Origin of the sequence: Pseudomonas sp. NyZ480, assembly GCF_029537255.1 — a bacterium.
GTDB lineage: Bacteria > Pseudomonadota > Gammaproteobacteria > Pseudomonadales > Pseudomonadaceae > Aquipseudomonas > Aquipseudomonas taiwanensis.
Window position 1 is genome coordinate 1,249,244 of sequence record NZ_CP120626.1, and the last position, 17,447, is coordinate 1,266,690.

Annotated in this window: 14 protein-coding genes, 2 tRNA genes and 1 rRNA gene; 13 read left to right on the plus strand and 4 right to left on the minus strand. The window is 61.4% G+C overall.

The genetic code is table 11. The features are described 5' to 3' along the window. Window positions 1-159: 159 nt before the first annotated feature. The gene (gene rapA, locus P3R38_RS05635; protein WP_023379087.1) at window positions 160-3,006 is read right to left on the minus strand and encodes an RNA polymerase-associated protein RapA; all 2,847 of its coding nucleotides are present in this window, start codon (window positions 3,004-3,006) and stop codon (window positions 160-162) included. Between the two features lie 129 nt (window positions 3,007-3,135). Here rapA and P3R38_RS05640 point away from each other — a divergent pair, with 129 nt between their 5' ends. From P3R38_RS05640 to P3R38_RS05670, 7 genes are all read left to right on the plus strand, one after another. Then, complete coding sequence (locus tag P3R38_RS05640; RefSeq protein ID WP_023379088.1) at window positions 3,136-3,831, plus strand: hypothetical protein; 696 nt, start codon at window positions 3,136-3,138, stop codon at window positions 3,829-3,831. Between the two features lie 108 nt (window positions 3,832-3,939). Next, window positions 3,940-4,266: a hypothetical protein gene (locus P3R38_RS05645; RefSeq protein ID WP_023379089.1), complete on the plus strand. Its 327-nt coding sequence runs from the start codon at window positions 3,940-3,942 to the stop codon at window positions 4,264-4,266. Between the two features lie 67 nt (window positions 4,267-4,333). Continuing rightward, window positions 4,334-4,495: a hypothetical protein gene (locus P3R38_RS05650; protein ID WP_023379090.1), complete on the plus strand. Its 162-nt coding sequence runs from the start codon at window positions 4,334-4,336 to the stop codon at window positions 4,493-4,495. A gap of 134 nt (window positions 4,496-4,629) precedes the next feature. Further along, window positions 4,630-4,746, plus strand: a complete 117-nt coding sequence (gene ccoM / locus P3R38_RS05655) for a cytochrome c oxidase subunit CcoM (protein WP_023379091.1) — start codon at window positions 4,630-4,632, stop codon at window positions 4,744-4,746. A 192-nt stretch (window positions 4,747-4,938) separates the two neighbouring features. Then, window positions 4,939-6,927, plus strand: coding sequence for an FUSC family protein (locus tag P3R38_RS05660; RefSeq protein WP_027907489.1), 1,989 nt, complete (start codon window positions 4,939-4,941; stop codon window positions 6,925-6,927). Beyond that, on the plus strand, window positions 6,914-7,120 hold the full coding sequence (locus P3R38_RS05665) for a DUF1656 domain-containing protein (protein WP_023379093.1): 207 nt from the start codon (window positions 6,914-6,916) through the stop codon (window positions 7,118-7,120). Before P3R38_RS05660 ends, P3R38_RS05665 begins: the two co-directional genes overlap by 14 nt. A 12-nt stretch (window positions 7,121-7,132) precedes the next feature. Continuing rightward, complete coding sequence (locus P3R38_RS05670) at window positions 7,133-7,999, plus strand: HlyD family secretion protein (protein ID WP_023379094.1); 867 nt, start codon at window positions 7,133-7,135, stop codon at window positions 7,997-7,999. A 27-nt stretch (window positions 8,000-8,026) separates the two neighbouring features. On the opposite strand, the gene P3R38_RS05675 is transcribed toward P3R38_RS05670, so the two are convergent. Then, on the minus strand, window positions 8,027-8,785 hold the full coding sequence (locus tag P3R38_RS05675) for an SDR family oxidoreductase (RefSeq protein ID WP_023379095.1): 759 nt from the start codon (window positions 8,783-8,785) through the stop codon (window positions 8,027-8,029). A 113-nt stretch (window positions 8,786-8,898) separates the two neighbouring features. Between P3R38_RS05675 and P3R38_RS05680 the strand changes: the two genes are divergently transcribed. Both P3R38_RS05680 and P3R38_RS05685 read left to right on the plus strand, forming a co-directional pair. Then, window positions 8,899-9,810, plus strand: coding sequence for a LysR family transcriptional regulator (locus P3R38_RS05680; protein WP_023379096.1), 912 nt, complete (start codon window positions 8,899-8,901; stop codon window positions 9,808-9,810). A gap of 117 nt (window positions 9,811-9,927) precedes the next feature. Then, on the plus strand, window positions 9,928-10,248 hold the full coding sequence (locus tag P3R38_RS05685; RefSeq protein ID WP_023379097.1) for a DUF2025 family protein: 321 nt from the start codon (window positions 9,928-9,930) through the stop codon (window positions 10,246-10,248). A 5-nt stretch (window positions 10,249-10,253) separates the two neighbouring features. Here P3R38_RS05685 and P3R38_RS05690 read toward each other — a convergent pair whose 3' ends face one another. Then, window positions 10,254-12,839: an EAL domain-containing protein gene (locus P3R38_RS05690; protein WP_023379098.1), complete on the minus strand. Its 2,586-nt coding sequence runs from the start codon at window positions 12,837-12,839 to the stop codon at window positions 10,254-10,256. 221 nt (window positions 12,840-13,060) lie between these two features. Between P3R38_RS05690 and P3R38_RS05695 the strand changes: the two genes are divergently transcribed. After that, window positions 13,061-14,155 carry an MBL fold metallo-hydrolase gene (locus tag P3R38_RS05695; RefSeq protein WP_277686894.1) on the plus strand — a complete coding sequence of 365 codons (1,095 nt, stop codon included), beginning with the start codon at window positions 13,061-13,063 and terminating at the stop codon, window positions 14,153-14,155. Window positions 14,156-14,158: 3 nt separating this feature from the next. Here P3R38_RS05695 and P3R38_RS05700 read toward each other — a convergent pair whose 3' ends face one another. After that, window positions 14,159-15,049 carry a formate/nitrite transporter family protein gene (locus P3R38_RS05700; RefSeq protein WP_023379100.1) on the minus strand — a complete coding sequence of 297 codons (891 nt, stop codon included), beginning with the start codon at window positions 15,047-15,049 and terminating at the stop codon, window positions 14,159-14,161. 458 nt (window positions 15,050-15,507) lie between these two features. On the opposite strand from P3R38_RS05700, the gene P3R38_RS05705 reads away from it, so the two are divergent. From P3R38_RS05705 to P3R38_RS05715, 3 genes are all read left to right on the plus strand, one after another. Next, window positions 15,508-17,044 (plus strand): 16S ribosomal RNA (locus tag P3R38_RS05705). A gap of 86 nt (window positions 17,045-17,130) precedes the next feature. Further along, a tRNA-Ile gene (locus tag P3R38_RS05710) sits at window positions 17,131-17,207 on the plus strand. A 26-nt stretch (window positions 17,208-17,233) separates the two neighbouring features. Then, window positions 17,234-17,309: transfer RNA gene (locus tag P3R38_RS05715), tRNA-Ala, on the plus strand. The last annotated feature ends 138 nt before the right edge of the window (window positions 17,310-17,447 follow it).

A 17,447-nucleotide genomic window follows, 5' to 3' on the forward strand; every position in this document is an offset into this window, starting at 1 on the left:
TCGCGAACGAAAACTTGCGGGACTTACCCATGTGGTAGCGGATCGCTGTGGGAGCGGTCTTGCGTCGCGATAGGGCCGCATCGCGGCCCCCCAGGCTTCCCGCGCAGCGGAGCGCGGCCCGTCTCGACTGCAAGAGGCTCCCACAGAGCCGGCGGATAATCAGCCTGCGACCAGCACTCGAATCGCCTCCAGTCGCAAGGCTGCCTTATCCAGCATTGCCAAGCCTTCTTCACGCTGCTTGCGCAGGGCGTCGATTTCGCTGTCACGCACGCTTGGATTGACGGCCTTGAGCGCGGTCAGACGCGCCAGCTCTTCATCCGCCTCGGCGGCCAGTCGGCGCTGGGCCTCGGCCACGCGCTCGATGTGGGTCGGCATGACCTTGGCTTCGCCACCGCTGATCCGTTTGGCCAGCACGTCGCGCTGGGCCTGGACGAACTTGTTGGCGCTGGCGCGAGGTACGCTTTCGAGTTGGTCGTTGAGGGTTTCGAAGGCGACGCGCGCCGCCAGGTCATTACCGTTGGCGTCCAGCAGGCAGCGCAGTGCAGCAGGTGGCAGGTAGCGGCCCAACTGCAGGCTGCGCGGTGCCACCACTTCGCTCACGAACAGCAATTCCAGCAGCACCGTGCCGGGCTTGAGCGCCTTGTTCTTGATCAGGGCTACGGCGGTGTTGCCCATCGAGCCGGACAGCACCAGGTCCATGCCGCCTTGCACCATCGGATGTTCCCAGGTCAGGAACTGCATGTCTTCGCGCGACAGCGCCTGGGTGCGGTCGTAGGTGATGGTCACGCCTTCGTCGTCTCCGAGCGGGAAGCTGGCATCGAGCATCTTCTCGCTTGGCTTGAGGATCAGCGCGTTCTCGGAGTGGTCTTCGCTGTCGATACCGAAGGCGTCGAACAGGGTTTCCATATAGATAGGCAGGGCGAACTGGTCGTCCTGCTCGAGAATCGCCTCGACCAGCGCCTGGCCTTCGCCAGCACCGCCGGAGTTGAGTTCCAGCAAGCGGTCGCGGCCGCTGTGCAGTTCGGCTTCCAGACGCTCGCGCTCGGCGCGGGCTTCGGCCACCAGCCCATCCCATGCCTTGGCGTCGCCACCTTCGAGCATCGGCAGCAGGCGTGGGCCAAACTGGTGTTGCAGGGCGTTGCCGGTTGGGCAGGTGTTGAGGAAGGCGTTGAGGCCCTGGTGGTACCACTGGAACAGACGCTCCTGCGGGCTGTCCTGCAGGTAGGGAATGTGCAGCTCGATGGTGTGTTTCTGACCGATTCGGTCGAGGCGGCCGATCCGCTGTTCGAGCAGGTCCGGGTGGGCCGGCAGGTCGAACATCACCAGGTGATGGGCGAACTGGAAGTTGCGGCCCTCACTGCCGATTTCGGAGCAGATCAGCACCTGGGCGCCGAACTCCTCGTCGGCGAAGTAGGCCGCGGCGCGGTCGCGCTCGAGGATACTCAGGCCTTCATGGAACACCGTGGCTGGAATGCCGGAGCGCACGCGCAGGGCGTCTTCCAGGTCCATGGCAGTCTCGGCGTGGGCGCAAATCACCAGCACCTTGGTGCGTTTGAGCATCTTCAGGGTGTCGATCAGCCAGTCGACCCGTGGGTCGAAACGCCACCAGCGTTCGTCATCGCTGACCTCGCCCTGGGCCTGGAAGGCCACTTCCGGGTAAAGCTCCGCGTGCTCGCCAGCGGGCAAATCGCGGTACTGCTCCGGATTGGCCAGCGGGTAGGGGTGCAATTGGCGCTCGGGAAAGCCCTGGATCGCCGCCCGGGTGTTACGGAACAGCACGCGGCCGGTACCGTGACGGTCCAGCAGCTCACGGATCAGGCGCGCGCTGGCCTCGGTGTCGCCATCGCTCACGGCTGCCAGCAGGGCTTCGCCCTCGGCACCGAGGAAGTTGAGGATGGTGGCGTGGGCCTTGGGTGACAGGCGACCTTCGTCAAGCAGCTCCTGGACAGCCTCGGCAACCGGGCGATAGTGCTCGCTTTCGGCGCGGAAGGCGGCCAGGTCGTGGAAGCGGTTCGGGTCCAGCAGGCGCAGGCGGGCGAAGTGGCTGTCCTGACCGAGCTGTTCAGGCGTCGCGGTGAGCAACAGCACGCCCGGGATCACCTGGGCGAGCTGTTCCACCAGGCCGTATTCGGCGCTGACCTGGTCTTCGTGCCACACCAGGTGGTGCGCTTCGTCGACCACCATCAGGTCCCAGCCGGCAGCGAACAGGGCATCCTGGGCCTTTTCGTCGTCCACCAGCCATTCCAGCGCGACCAGCGCCAGCTGGGCATCTTCGAATGGGTTGCTGGCATCGCTTTCGATGAAGCGTTCGGCATCGAACAGGGCGACTTGCAGGTTGAAGCGCCGACGCATTTCCACCAGCCACTGGTGCTGAAGGTTTTCCGGGACCAGGATCAGCACTCGGCTGGCACGCCCGGACAGCAACTGGCGATGGATCACCAGGCCAGCCTCGATGGTCTTGCCCAGGCCGACTTCGTCGGCCAGCAGAACACGAGGCGCGCTACGGTCTGCCACTTCGCGGGCAATATGCAGCTGGTGGGCGATGGGTTGCGCACGGCAACCGCCCAGGCCCCATAGCGAGGACAGCATCTGCTTGCTGGTGTGCTGCAGGGTGTTGTAGCGCAGGGAGAACCACGACAGTGGGTCGATCTGGCCGGCGAACAGGCGGTCACTGGCCAGACGGAACTGAATGAAGTTCGACAGCTGGGTTTCCGGCAGGGTGCGCGGCTGATTGTTGCCATCCAGGCCGTGGTAGACCATCAGGCCATCGGCATCCTCGACTTCGCGTACGGTCAGCTTCCAACCTTCGAAGTGTGTGATTTGGTCACCGGGCGAGAAGCGCACACGGGTCAGCGGCGCATTGCGCAGGGAATACTGACGTGTGTCGCCAGTGGCCGGGTAGAGCACGGTCAACAGGCGGCCATCCTGCGCCAGGATGGTACCCAGGCCGAGCTCGGCTTCGCTGTCACTGATCCAGCGTTGCCCCGGTTGATACTGCTGCGCCATACTGCCTGAACTCCCGCGTTGAAAAGCCGGCTATGTTAACGGATAGGCCGGTCAGACCAAAGAGTGAAGACCAAGAGTCTAGCTGTTTCATCGACGAACACCGTCCTGCCGACGAGGGTCCGAACCGATATGCCTGTGAAGCACCCCTGGTTGAGCGCCTCAATGGCCATCAGTAGCGTTTTGCTGCTGGCCGCCTGTGAACAGAAGAATTTCGAGACCCTGCCTGCGATCCCGGTCGATCAGCTCGAGGTGCTAGGGGTGCAGACGCCGATCAAGAGCGTCCACTTCCGTGACCGCGATGGCGAGGGCCTGTTGGTACTGAGCCGCGTCGATGGCCAGGCCACCGACCCTGACACCGAGCAGGAAGTGGACAAGGTGCAGCTCAAGGCCACCCTGTATGGGCGTGCCGCAGAGCGCGACGCATTCAAGCCGCGCTGGCAGATCGAACAGGAGACCAGTTGCCCGGGGCTGGACCTGGATGTGGACTTCTACACCGATGTCAGTGACGTCAGCGACTTGAACAAGGACGGTGTCGCCGAGGTCACAGTGGCAAGCCATGCCTTCTGCGGCGGTGGCATCGATCCGCACGATATCTCCATCGAGCTACGTGAGGGGCAGGCAAGCTACACGATTACCGGGCAGTCGCTGATCACGCCCGCGGGCGAGGAGCCGATCGGTGGCGAGCGCGACGACAGTGCATCGCTGAAGAACGCGCCCCAGGTCCTGCGTGAGCACATGGATGCGGTCTGGCAGCAGGTTTACAAGCGCCCCTGGAGCGAAACCAGCCCGCCGGTCGATGACGACCCCGAGGACGACACCGAGTAAGCGTCGTCCTCATCGGCGGCCACTGACCGTGACACACCACAGGTTTATACCCACCAGGATTCAAGGCGGATTCTGGCCGGCCGATACAGTGGCTACAGGAGAACTCCCATGCTGCCGCCGCTCATCCCGCTCAGTGCTGTCCCGGTCACCTCGCAACTGGACCCGGTCAAACCGACGCCCGACATCAAGCCGGTGGTGCCCGCGCAGCCATCCTCCAGCGAAAGCGCCATCGACCTCAAGCAGCACCGTGATCCCGAGGAGCAGGCCGTGCTGTTGCGCGACGAGCAGCGGCGTCAGCAGCGTCGCAAGAAGGGCGATGATGAGCGCTACACTGCGCTGCCTGGTGACGAGGTGAATGCAGACAACACCGTGCCGGTCGCGCCACTGATGGGCGAACAGCCGCGCCAAGGGCTGCTGGTGGACATCGAAGTCTGACCAGGGACTGGTCATGACCGGCTCCTGGCTTCATCATGCAAGACTCTGCTGACCGTCGAGCCCACCCATGAGCCAAGACAACCTCATCGACTTCGATGCTGAACGCGCCAAGCGCATTCACGACCTCAAGGAAAAGCGCCTGAACGAAGTGCGTCAGGCCTTCGAGCAAGCCATGCCGCTGGCTGGCGCGAAGAAAAAGAAGCCCAAGGGCAAGCCCAAGAAGCGCTGAAACTTGACGCAGGTCAACCCTGTACCCGCCTCGCGTGCCCGCTCCAGGGCACCATTGACACCGATCAATTATTCACTCCCCTCGATTAGATACCTTGCACCCATCGGACAACGGCAAACGAATGGGAGGCCGACATGTTCTTCGACAATGTGGTCATCGCTGGCGTGGTAACAGTCGGGTTGATGTTTGCATTCTTTGCCGGTCTAGGACTTTTCATCTGGAAGGATTCGAACAAGCGCAAGCCGCGCTGACCTTCCAGATTCACGTGCACGCAAGGCATTTAGGGCGACTTCGGTCGCCCATTTTTTTGCCCGCGATTTGCTAAATCCAGGCCAGGTATCGCCTGACTTGAATAGATTGATAGCTAGCTAATTAATCGGCTCCGCATTATCCTTCTCCGTGTTGTCTATCTTTTCTGTAACCAGCCCCGCAAGGTCCGATTCGTGCCCATCACTTTCCAGGCCCTGTTCGCTCCCAGCAGCCTCGCCATCAAGTTCGCCATCAAGACCGTGCTCGGCGGTGGTCTGGCGCTCTGGCTGGCCATGCGCTGGGGGTTGGAGCAGCCGTCTTGGGCGTTGATGACCGCGTTCATCGTGGCTCAACCGCTATCGGGGATGGTGGTGCAGAAAGGCCTGGCTCGATTGGCCGGGACCTTGGTCGGTACCATCATGTCGGTGGTGTTCATGGCGTTGTTCGCCCAGACACCCTGGTTGTTCCTGATCACCTTGGCACTGTGGCTGGCGTTGTGCACAGCGGCCTCGACCCAGCTGCGCAGCGCCTGGGCCTATGCCTTCGTTCTGGCTGGCTACACGGTGGCGATCATTGCCCTGCCGGCAGTCAATCACCCGCTGCAGGTGTTCGACCAGGCCGTGGCCCGCTGCACCGAAATCTGCCTGGGGATCTGCTGCGCTACCGCCACCAGCGCGTTGCTCTGGCCAATGCGGGTCGAGCAGCAACTGAGCGGCCAGGCGCGTCAGGCCTGGCAGACCGGGCTGCAAGCGGCCGCCGCCATGCTCGGCGGGGAGGACGAAGCGCGTAAAGGATTGCTGGAGATTCTTGGACGCATCGTGGCCATCGATTCCCAGCGTGAACACGCCTGGTTCGAAGGTAATCGTGGGCGGCAGCGCGCCAGCGCCATCCGCGGGCTTAGCCAGAAACTGATGGTGCTGTTGCGCATCTCGCGCTCGGTGCGTCGGCAATGGCGCCAGCTCGATGAGCAGGAAGCCGGTCATATCGCGCCCTGGCTGGAGGAGGTGCGGGCGCTGCTGATCCAGCCTGACAAGCCAAGCTTGCTGGTTTTGCGCCAGCGTATCTGGGATGCGGCCCACGATGAACATATCAGCTCGGCCGAACACTATTGTCTGGCGCGCATGACGCTGTTGATCGACGTTGCCATGGCCGCGACCCAGGCGGTGGAGGATGTCGAGGCCGGCAGGGCGCCGAAGGATGCCGCGCCGGGCCTTGCCGTGCACCGTGACCTGCCGCTGGCCCTGCTGTTCGGCGCCCGCAGTGCGTTGGCGTTTCTGGTCATGAGCAGTTTCTGGCTGGCTACCGCCTGGCCGTCGGCGCCAGGCGGCCTGGTGTTGACTTGCGTTGTCTGCAGCCTGTTTGCCAGCCGTGAGAATGGCGCACAGATAGGCCTGAGCTTCCTGCGTGGGATCTTGCTGGCGTTTCCGGTGGCATTTCTGGTCGGAGAAATTCTCCTGCCCCAATGGAGCAGCTTCGCCATGCTTTGCCTGGGCATGGGCGTGCCGTTGTTCTTCGGCGCTCTGTGCATGGCCAACCCTCGCACGGCGGGTACGGCCACGTCCTATTGCCTGCACTTCATCGTCTTGGTGTCGCCGCTCAATACCATGAAATTCGATGTGGCGAACATGCTCAACAGCGCGCAGGCCATGTTGATCGGGGTCGGAGCGGCCGTGCTGGCGTTCCGTCTGGTGGTGTTGCGCCACCCAGCCTGGCTTGGCCGACGCCTGCGGGCCGCGACCCAGAGCGACCTGGTGCGCCTGACCCGACGTGATTTGCGGGGTGCCGACAGCTGGTTCGGCGGACGGATGGCCGACCGCCTGATGAAGCTTGCCCATCACGCCAGCGAACTCCCCGAGGCTGAGCGCAAACGATGGGACGATGGCCTGCATGGCCTGGATATCGGTGATGAACTCGTTCACCTGCGCATGTGCCTGGCGGTGGCGAACGTGCCGATTGGCAGCTTCGAGCGCGAATACCTGCAGCAAGTGGAGCACGTGTTGGCCAATGGGCCGGCAGCCGGGCGTGGGGAGCAGCTGGATGCTGCCAGCGAGCGCTTCATCGAGGTCTTGCGTCGTCAGCCACCCAGCGATCCGCTGCGATTGGCCGAAGGTGCGGTGCTGCAATTGCAGAAAAGCTGGCGTAAATGGTGTCGCTGGCAGGAGGAAGCCCATGGGTTTGCGTGAGTGGGCGGTGGGCGGCGTGCTGCTCAGCCCTTTTCTGATCTACGTCTTGATGGCATTGGTGGTGACTGGCGTATTGCGTCTGGTGGTCCAGGCCACGCCCCTGGGGCGCTGGATCTGGCACGAAGCGTTGTTCGACGCGGCGTTGTTCGTCTGCGTGCTGTACCTGGTGGTGCGTTCGTTGGGACCTTTGTAAGGAGTTGAGTCGATGCGTACAGTCGTACGTACCTTGGTGACCCTCTGCGTGGTGGCACTTGCCGTGCTCGCAGGTTTCAAGCTTTGGCAGTACTACATGCTCACCCCCTGGACCCGTGACGCGCGCGTGCGTGCGGATGTGGTGGTGATCGCCCCCGACGTCTCCGGTTGGGTCCGCGGGCTGAACGTTCATGACAACCAGCAGGTCAAGGCCGGTGATTTGCTCATGAGCATCGACCGCGAGCGCTTCGAGGCTGCGGTGGAGCAAGCCAGCGCCGTGGCCGAGACCCGTCGTCAACAGGTTCGCCTGCGTGAGCGCGAAGCGGCGCGGCGCACGGCGCTGGGGCCGGACGCGATCAGCGCGGAGCTACGCGAGAATGCCCAGATCAACGCCGCCATCGCGCGTGGCGAGTTGCGCGAGGCAGAAGCCCAGTTGCAGGTCGCCAAGATCAACCTGGCCCGCAGCGAGGTGCGGGCGCCTCGAAGTGGGCATATCACCAACCTGCGCCTGGCCGAAGGCAACTATGTGAATACTGGGCAAGCGGTGATGGCCCTGGTCGACGATTCGACGTTCTACATCCAGGCCTATTTCGAGGAGACCAAGCTGCCAAGCATCCGCGAGGGCGATACCGTGAAGGTCTGGCTGATGGGCGCGGGCGAGGCGATGCAGGGGCATGTACAAAGCATCGGCCGGGGGATTACCGACAGCAACAGCAACCCGGACAGCCAGCTGTTGCCGGAGGTAGAGCCGACGTTCAACTGGGTGCGGCTGGCCCAGCGGATTCCCGTGCGTATCCGACTCGACGAGATTCCCGAGGGCGTGCACCTGAGTGCAGGGATGACTGCCAGCGTGCAAGTGCACGACGACCCGCAACCGTGAGGGCCGCAAAGCGGCCCCGGCAGACCTTCAGAGGAACATACCGCCCGAGACCTCCAGCCGTTGCCCGGTGATCCAGCCATTGCCCTCCGCGAGCAGCAGGGCAATCGCCGCGCCGATGTCGTCGGGCAAGCCGACCCGTCCCAGCGCTGTATTGCTGGCAATGAAGTCATTGACCTGGCGGTTGTCGCGCACCACACCGCCGCCAAAATCGGTCTCGATCGCGCCGGGGGCAAGGATGTTGACCCGGATACCCCGCGCGCCTAGTTCCTTGGCCTGATACCGCGTCAACACCTCCATCGCACCTTTCATCGCGGCATAGGCGGCGTAGCCTGGCAGTACGAAGCGCGCCAAGCCGGATGAAATGTTGACGATGCGGCCACCGTCGGCCAGCACAGGCAGCAGCTGCTGGGTGAGGAAGAACGGTCCCTTGAGCTGGATGTTCAGCAACTGGTCGAACTGTGCTTCGGTGGTTTGCGCGAACGGCACGTTCAGGCCGATTCCGGCGTTGTTCACCAGAAAATCCAACTTCTCGCGCGCGAATCGCTCCCGCAGTGTGGTGCTCAGGCGTTCGGCGAAGGCCTTGAAACTGCTGCTGTCGCTGACGTCGAGTTGCAGCATGGCAGCCTTGACTCCTGTCTGCTCCAGGGCGCTGGCCACTGCTTGGGCGTCGTCCACCTTGCTGTGGTAGGTGCCGATGATATCGATGCCACGTGCGGCCAGATGTTCGGCTGTGTTCCTGCCCAAGCCGCGGCTGGCACCTGTGATCAGGGCAATCTTGCGGGTCATGTCGATTTCCTCATGGGATGGCGATGAGGAAAGGTTATTGGTCGTCCTTGTGCTGTTAAATCCCGCGAAACCGGAAATACTGTTCGGCATGTCCGAATAATCAGAGGGTCCGTATGAACAAGCTGGCGTTACTGCGCACTTTCGTCCGGGTGACCGAGGTCAACAGTTTTACGCTGGCCGCCGAAAGTCTGGGTCTGCCGCGCTCGACGGTTTCCGAGCAGATCAGGGCCCTTGAGCGGTTGCTCGGCACCCGGCTGTTCAACCGCACAACCCGACGGATGCAGGCCACGCAGGATGGTGCGCTGCTTTATGCGCGCAGCAAGGACTTGCTGTCGGGCATGGATGAGATCGAGAGCCTGTTCCGTGCCGATGACGCCGAGTTGGCTGGGCGCCTGCGCGTCGATTTGCCGACCATGATGGCCAGACGGGTGATCATTCCGGCATTGCCGGCGTTTCTGGCGCGTTTTCCGCGGCTGGAGGTGGAAATCAGCTGCACCGACCGGCAAGTCGATTTGCTGCGAGAGGGGTTCGATTGCGTGATGCGTATCGGCGCCTTGAGCGACCTGGATGTGGTGGCGCGGGCGATCGGCCAATTGAGCATGTGCAATTGCGCGAGCCCTGACTACTTGGCCCGCCACGGCGTGCCGAGCCGCCTCGAAGACTTGGCCGGACATCAGTTGGTGCATTATGTCCGAAACCTCGGTGCGCGCAGTCCAGGGTTTGAGTACGAGCGGGACGGCGAACTGCATTACCAAGCCATGGCCGGCGTGGTCACGGTCAACAATGCTGAAGCCTATTCGGCCGCCTGCCTGGCCGGCCTGGGGTTGATCCAGGTCCCCGCGGTTGGGGTTTCCGAGCATCTGGCGCAGGGCAATCTGGTGACAGTGCTTCACCCTTGGCAGGCACGCGCCATGCCGGTGTCACTGTTGTACGCCCGGCAACAACATGTACCGCGTCGGGTCCAGGCGTTCATGAACTGGCTGACGGTGCTGTTGGCGTCGCAGGTCGACCCTTCGCGAAACTGAAATTTCTTGGCAAATGCCTAGCCAGTTACGCTAGGCTGGCCGCTGCGCGTTGCCCGTCAGAGGCAACCGTTCCCCGCCAGGCGTGCGCTACTTCCCATTATTTTGCGAGGTTACGACATGGCCATTTCCTCCCAGGACATCTGCAACGCCGCCGACCAGCTCAAAGGGTTCGTGGGTTTCCACGGCAAGCGCGGGGTTCATATCGTGCGTTTTTCCGAAGACTCGTTCGGCATGGATGTGGCCGACGACAGCATCACGCCATGCAGCGAATTCGTCTGGCGGCCCGAGCCGGGACAGCGCATGGCGTTGTGCCGGACGCGGCTTGCCCTGTTGCTCGCGCAACACGTGGATGACCGCTTGAATATCGGCGAGCCATTGCGCATTTACCTGCGGCGTAGCGACCTGCCGGAAATCCTGGCCGAGCGCCGTTTGCGCTAACACGCTCAGGAGGCATCGAGCGAGCGGCCGGGCGCTTGCTGCAGCAACGCCTCGAACCCTGCCTTGTCCAGCGGCCGGCTGAGGAAAAAGCCTTGCACCTCGTGGCAGCGGTCGTTCTCCAGGGCCTTGAGCTGTTGGGCGGTTTCAACGCCCTCGGCAGTGACTGTCAGCCCCATGGCTTGCCCCAGGTTGATGATTGCCTGGACCACCGCACGATCGCTGGCGCTGGGGTTGTTCAGGCCTGCGATGAAGCGCTTGTCGATCTTGATGCTGTCGAATGGATAGGTGCGCAGGTAACCCAACGAGGAGTAACCGGTTCCAAAGTCGTCCATGTTCAGGCGCACGCCCAGTTCCTTGAGCGCCTGCAGGGTGGCCAGGGCGCCCTCGATATCATTGAGCATCACGTTTTCGGTGATCTCCAGCTCCAGGCGCTGAGCCGGGAAGCCAGTCTCCAGCAGGATCTGGCGCACATCGGCCACCACATTGCTGCGCAAGAACTGTGCGGGCGACAGGTTGACGGAGATCAGCAGGTTGTCCGGCCAGCTGTAGGCGGTATTGCAGGCCTCGCGCAGTACCCACCGGCCAAGGGCGTTTATCAGGTCGCTTTGTTCGGCCAACGGGATGAAGGTATCGGGACCCAGCAGCCCCTCCTGAGGATGCTGCCAGCGCACCAGCGCTTCGACCGAGACGATGCGCAGGTCGTCGAGGTTGTAGCGTGGTTGGTAGTACAGCAGCAGCTCGTCGTTGCGCAGGGCTCGACGCAGATCGTTTTCGAGCTGGCGACGGTACTGGATCTGCTGGTTCATTTCCGGGGCGAAATAGCGCCAGGTGCTCTTGCCTTCTGCCTTGGCCTGATACAGCGCAATATCCGCACAGCGGATCAGTTCACCGGCATCACAGCCTTGCGTGCGGGTCTGGGCGATGCCCATGCTGACGCCGATATGCACGGGCTGTTCTTCGAACAGGATCGGCTGCTTGAGCAGTTCGACCAGGCGCGCGCATAGCCGGTCGACTTCATTGCGGTTGTCGATGCCATCCAGCACCACGACGAACTCGTCGCCGCCCAGTCGGGCCACCAGGTCCACATCACGAGTGGTATCACGCAGGCGGGTGGCCACCTCTTGCAGCACCGCGTCACCCGCCGCGTGGCCGAGGGAATCATTGATCGGCTTGAAATTGTCCAGGTCCAGCAACAGCAAGGTCAGCGAACAGGCATCGCCTCCTTGCAGCAACGCCTGTTCAAGGTGCCGGGACAGCTTGTTGCGATTGGCCAGCCCGGTCAGCGGGTCGTGCAAGGACAAATGCTGGATGCGCGCATGGGCCGCGACCTCGTCGGTGATGTCGCTGGCGGTACCGCGAAATCCGAAGGGTTTGCCATCGTAGATGATCGCCCTTGCCGAGATCCGGCAGTAGCGGTTCTGTCCGGTACTGTCGCGGTAGGCACAGCGCAGGTTGGCCAGTTGCTGTGGGTCGGCCTCGGCCTGGGCATCGAGCCAGGTCGACAGGGGCGTGGTATCGCAGGCCAGCAGCAGGTTGATAGGTTGCCCCAACCAGCTGTCGACCGGGTAGCCTGTGACGCTGACGAAGCGCTGGGACAGATACGTCAGGCGCTGCTGGCGGTCGGTTTCCCAGATCCAGTCGGAAGCGGCTTCGGCCACGGCCCTGAAACGCTGTTCGCTGGCCTCGAGGGCGCGATTGCTCTGTTGCAGGCGCTCAAGACTCAGGTCGATGGCGCGGGCGCTGCGCAGGGCATGGCGGAACAGATACAGCATTACCAGGCTCAATACCAGTAGCGCGCACAGCAGCGGGGGCAGTACCGCCCAGAGCAATTGGCGCCCTGGCGATGGGCTGTCCCAGGCCAGGTGGTAACCGGTTTCACCCAGGGCAATACGCTGGGTCGTCCGTGAGCCGGGTGTGTCTCTTTCGATGTGCATGTTCGCAAGGCCTGCGCCAGCGCCGAGCCGGGCCAGCTTGTCTTCGGTCAACTGGTCGACGAACAGCATGACCGGCGCTTCCCGCACTTCGCTGTCCTGCACGTCCCTGTCCGGACGCACCGCAGCGGCGCTCAACACGGCGGGCCAGCCGTTGAACAGCACGAAACGGGTGACTTGCTCCCGTGCACTGGCAGCACGGCGGGCTTGGGCGACGATGTCGGCCAGCGGCGCGTCGATGTAACTACTGGCCGCAGCTTCGGTGGGCTTGCCCTTGAACAGGGCGTAGCCGGTGCGCTGGTCATCGACCACGAACACCCCTTCGTAACCACTGGCGCTGTAAAGCGACTCGCCGACGTTTTTCTCTTCATACGCCCACTGCCAGTCCACTACCTTGGCCAGGTGCTCGTAGGCGGCGTCCCAAACCGCGTAGCTGGAGAGAAATTGTCGCGATGCCTGCAAGCGCTGCTCCAAGGCCTGTGTGGCATGGAAAGTACTGCTTTGCTGCTCCTGTCGATCGAGGGTGGCGGCGATGTTGAACAGTGCCCCAAGGGTCACCAGGCACGCGAGGCCGAATACTGCGCAGAAGCCGGCGACCAGACGGCCCATCGGTAGGGACGGGGAGGGGGTGTCGAGAGGAAGGGTGGCGGTCCTGGCCATGGGCGAACGACTCCTTCGTGAACTCCGAGCTCCCGCAGGTCAACCCCTCGGAAGGTTCACTCAGGATAGGCCAGCTTGAGTGTCGTGGCCTTGTGGAGAGCGAAATTGACCGATGACAGCGTTCATCGCATCGATCGCACCGACATGGGTGAACAGCGCTTGATCGCGGAAAAATGCCCTTAAAAGCCATTTCACGGTTGATGCGAGCGCTGTGGGGTAACATGAAGGCTTTCCTCATGCTTGGAGTCCTGCAGCTCATGGTCCAGATGGCTACCCCTGCCAGCGAGCTGGCGCCACGGCGCGACGGGCGCTTTCACAACCAGGTGCTTCTGCCACAGGACGGCATGTTGAAGAAACTGCGTATTGGCCTGAAGTACCTGTTCATCCGCAAACCGCCTGAAACCCGACCCGCAGCGGCCATCAGTCTCCAGGCGATGACCCGGCAGCAGGTGCTCGATGCGCCAGATCACAGCCTCTGGCGGTTGGGCCACTCCACGGTGTTGATCAAGTTGCGTGGACGGTTTTTCATGACCGACCCCGTATTCGCCGAGCGTGCCTCGCCGGTGCAATGGGCCGGCCCGCTGCGCTTCCATGCGCCACCGATGGGGCTGGACGACTTGCCGCCGCTGGCAGCGGTGGTGCTGTCCCATGACCATTACGACCACCTCGACGAGCAGGCCATTCGCCGCCTCGCCCCCAAAACCGAACGTTTTCTAGCGCCGCTGGGGGTGGGAGACCTGCTGATTGGATGGGGTGTGCCGGCGCACAAGGTCGCCCAATTGGACTGGTGGCAGGAGACCGAAGTCGATGGCGTACGTTTCGTGGCTACACCCGCCCAGCATTTCTCCGGGCGCGGGTTGTTCGACAGCAATCGCACCTTATGGGCGTCCTGGGTGGTGATCGACGAACAGATGAAGCTGTTCTTTAGTGGCGACACCGGCTATTTCGACGGTTTTCGCCAGATCGGCGAGCGCTTTGGTCCCTTCGATCTGACCCTGATAGAGACCGGTGCCTATAACGTAGCCTGGCCGAACGTGCACATGCAGCCCGAGCAAAGTCTGCAGGCCCACCTCGACCTGCGTGGGCGCTGGCTGCTGCCGATTCACAACGGCACGTTCGACCTGTCCATTCATGTGTGGCAGGAGCCCTTCGAACGAATACTCGAATTGACCTCCGCCGCGCAGGTTCGCCTGTGCACCCCGCAGATGGGCGAGCGTGTCAGTATCGACTCGCCTCACGAGGGGCAGAACTGGTGGCAGCCACGGCCCGTGCCAGAGCAGGGCAGCGTGCCTGAACGTGCCGTGGCCAGCCGCTGAGGGCTATTGGCCATCCGGTCCACGGAAAGATCGTTTCTCGTCCTTCAATAGCTGCGACGGGGGCTTGCCGCTGTCGCTGCGTACCTGGGCATGGCTGATCAAGGCAAATATGAAACTGCCCCCGATGATGTTGCCGGCCAGTGTCGGCAGCGCGAATGCCAGCCAGAAATTCTGCCAGGTCTGCTCCCCGGCCCAGACCAGGTAGGAGACCTCCACAGACCCCACGACGATATGGGTAAAGTCGCCCAGCGCCATCAGATACGTGATCATCAGGATGATCCAGATCTTGGCATGTTCCATCGACGGGATCATCCACACCATGGTGGCGATCATCCAGCCAGAGACGATGCCTTTGGCGAACATCTGGCCGATGTCGTTCTTCATGACCTTGCGCCCCACTTCCAGGAAGGCGACGTCGGTCTTGGTGTCGAAAATCGGCAGTTCGAGCATGACCCAGGCGACCAACAGCGTACCGGCCAGGTTGCCCAGCAGCACGACGCCCCACAGGCGCAGCAGTCGCCCGAAATTGGCCAGGGTCGGAGTGGTCATCACGGGCAATACGGCGGTGAGGGTGTTTTCGGTGAACAACTGCTGGCGCGCCAGGATGACCGCCAGAAAGCCTGCGCTGTAGCCGATGCTGGCGACCACCTGGGCGCTCTCGCCCTCGGGCAGCCGGGCATAGAACAGACCCATGGCCATGAGTGACAGGCCCATGCTCAGCCCGGCAGCCAGCGCGGACCACCACAAGGCGGCCAATGTACGTTCCAGCTCCTGGTCACCCTGGAAGCGGATGATCTCGTGCAAGACCGCCGCCCTGGGCGGTTGATTCTGGCTGACCTCCTGCTCTTCGTCCGCTGACAGGCCGGGGGTCTTGTCGTTCTGTTCCTCGCGCATGGCCGTTTCGCTCCATAGGGTGTTCCTCTACAGATCCAGCACGCCTTCATTAGTTGCGCAGGAGGCGAGGAACGGCAGGGGAAAGTTTTTTCAGATCAAGGTGTTGACTCTGATTTCAAACCGCGTATTATTCGCCACCTCGCAGCGACAAACGCAGCGAGGCAAGCGGTAAGTTGTTGAAGTTGAACGCTTTTGCAAGAAAGCAGCTTCGCAAAAACTTCAAAATAAACGCTTGACAGCAAATGAGGAAAGCGTAGAATGCGCGCCTCGGTTGAGACGAAGCGCTCTTAGCCAAACGCTCTTTAACAAATCGAATCAAGCAATTCGTGTGGGTGCTTGTGAGTACGGACTGATAGTCACAAAGATTATCAGCATCACAAGTGGCCATGCGAGAAATCACATAGTCATTTGAGATTGCTGAGCCAAGTTTAGGGTTTCTTAAAAACCCAAGCAGTATTGAACTGAAGAGTTTGATCATGGCTCAGATTGAACGCTGGCGGCAGGCCTAACACATGCAAGTCGAGCGGATGACGGGAGCTTGCTCCTTGATTCAGCGGCGGACGGGTGAGTAATGCCTAGGAATCTGCCTGGTAGTGGGGGACAACGTTTCGAAAGGAACGCTAATACCGCATACGTCCTACGGGAGAAAGCAGGGGACCTTCGGGCCTTGCGCTATCAGATGAGCCTAGGTCGGATTAGCTAGTTGGTGAGGTAATGGCTCACCAAGGCGACGATCCGTAACTGGTCTGAGAGGATGATCAGTCACACTGGAACTGAGACACGGTCCAGACTCCTACGGGAGGCAGCAGTGGGGAATATTGGACAATGGGCGAAAGCCTGATCCAGCCATGCCGCGTGTGTGAAGAAGGTCTTCGGATTGTAAAGCACTTTAAGTTGGGAGGAAGGGCAGTAAGCTAATACCTTGCTGTTTTGACGTTACCGACAGAATAAGCACCGGCTAACTCTGTGCCAGCAGCCGCGGTAATACAGAGGGTGCAAGCGTTAATCGGAATTACTGGGCGTAAAGCGCGCGTAGGTGGTTCGTTAAGTTGGATGTGAAAGCCCCGGGCTCAACCTGGGAACTGCATCCAAAACTGGCGAGCTAGAGTACGGTAGAGGGTGGTGGAATTTCCTGTGTAGCGGTGAAATGCGTAGATATAGGAAGGAACACCAGTGGCGAAGGCGACCACCTGGACTGATACTGACACTGAGGTGCGAAAGCGTGGGGAGCAAACAGGATTAGATACCCTGGTAGTCCACGCCGTAAACGATGTCAACTAGCCGTTGGAATCCTTGAGATTTTAGTGGCGCAGCTAACGCATTAAGTTGACCGCCTGGGGAGTACGGCCGCAAGGTTAAAACTCAAATGAATTGACGGGGGCCCGCACAAGCGGTGGAGCATGTGGTTTAATTCGAAGCAACGCGAAGAACCTTACCAGGCCTTGACATGCAGAGAACTTTCCAGAGATGGATTGGTGCCTTCGGGAACTCTGACACAGGTGCTGCATGGCTGTCGTCAGCTCGTGTCGTGAGATGTTGGGTTAAGTCCCGTAACGAGCGCAACCCTTGTCCTTAGTTACCAGCACGTTATGGTGGGCACTCTAAGGAGACTGCCGGTGACAAACCGGAGGAAGGTGGGGATGACGTCAAGTCATCATGGCCCTTACGGCCTGGGCTACACACGTGCTACAATGGTCGGTACAGAGGGTTGCCAAGCCGCGAGGTGGAGCTAATCTCACAAAACCGATCGTAGTCCGGATCGCAGTCTGCAACTCGACTGCGTGAAGTCGGAATCGCTAGTAATCGCGAATCAGAATGTCGCGGTGAATACGTTCCCGGGCCTTGTACACACCGCCCGTCACACCATGGGAGTGGGTTGCACCAGAAGTAGCTAGTCTAACCTTCGGGAGGACGGTTACCACGGTGTGATTCATGACTGGGGTGAAGTCGTAACAAGGTAGCCGTAGGGGAACCTGCGGCTGGATCACCTCCTTAATCGACGACATCAGCCTGCTGATGAGCTCCCACACGAATTGCTTGATTCTTTGTATAAAGACGATGCTGTAACGCGACCCTGTTATAGGTCTGTAGCTCAGTTGGTTAGAGCGCACCCCTGATAAGGGTGAGGTCGGCAGTTCAAATCTGCCCAGACCTACCAATTACTTGGTGCGGCCTAGAACACACGGGGCCATAGCTCAGCTGGGAGAGCGCCTGCCTTGCACGCAGGAGGTCAGCGGTTCGATCCCGCTTGGCTCCACCACTCTTTCAGGTTGTACAGCTGCTCAGAACTTAGAAATGAACATTCAGATCGAATGTTGATTTCTGACTTTTGTCAGATCGTTCTTTAAAAATTCGGATATGTGATAGATAGACTGACACGCACTTTCACTGGTGTGAT

What these genes read in the sequence shown, in the direction of transcription:
- P3R38_RS05690 (WP_023379098.1), bottom strand. Translation starts at nt 12,839, where the DNA reads ATGGCCAGGACCGCCACCCTTCCTCTCGACACCCCCTCCCCGTCCCTA.
- P3R38_RS05670 (WP_023379094.1), top strand. Translation starts at nt 7,133, where the DNA reads ATGCGTACAGTCGTACGTACCTTGGTGACCCTCTGCGTGGTGGCACTT.
- P3R38_RS05680 (WP_023379096.1), top strand. Translation starts at nt 8,899, where the DNA reads ATGAACAAGCTGGCGTTACTGCGCACTTTCGTCCGGGTGACCGAGGTC.
- P3R38_RS05685 (WP_023379097.1), top strand. Translation starts at nt 9,928, where the DNA reads ATGGCCATTTCCTCCCAGGACATCTGCAACGCCGCCGACCAGCTCAAA.
- P3R38_RS05695 (WP_277686894.1), top strand. Translation starts at nt 13,061, where the DNA reads ATGAAGGCTTTCCTCATGCTTGGAGTCCTGCAGCTCATGGTCCAGATG.
- P3R38_RS05665 (WP_023379093.1), top strand. Translation starts at nt 6,914, where the DNA reads ATGGGTTTGCGTGAGTGGGCGGTGGGCGGCGTGCTGCTCAGCCCTTTT.
- P3R38_RS05650 (WP_023379090.1), top strand. Translation starts at nt 4,334, where the DNA reads ATGAGCCAAGACAACCTCATCGACTTCGATGCTGAACGCGCCAAGCGC.
- P3R38_RS05700 (WP_023379100.1), bottom strand. Translation starts at nt 15,049, where the DNA reads ATGCGCGAGGAACAGAACGACAAGACCCCCGGCCTGTCAGCGGACGAA.
- rapA (WP_023379087.1), bottom strand. Translation starts at nt 3,006, where the DNA reads ATGGCGCAGCAGTATCAACCGGGGCAACGCTGGATCAGTGACAGCGAA.
- P3R38_RS05675 (WP_023379095.1), bottom strand. Translation starts at nt 8,785, where the DNA reads ATGACCCGCAAGATTGCCCTGATCACAGGTGCCAGCCGCGGCTTGGGC.
- ccoM (WP_023379091.1), top strand. Translation starts at nt 4,630, where the DNA reads ATGTTCTTCGACAATGTGGTCATCGCTGGCGTGGTAACAGTCGGGTTG.
- P3R38_RS05640 (WP_023379088.1), top strand. Translation starts at nt 3,136, where the DNA reads ATGCCTGTGAAGCACCCCTGGTTGAGCGCCTCAATGGCCATCAGTAGC.
- P3R38_RS05645 (WP_023379089.1), top strand. Translation starts at nt 3,940, where the DNA reads ATGCTGCCGCCGCTCATCCCGCTCAGTGCTGTCCCGGTCACCTCGCAA.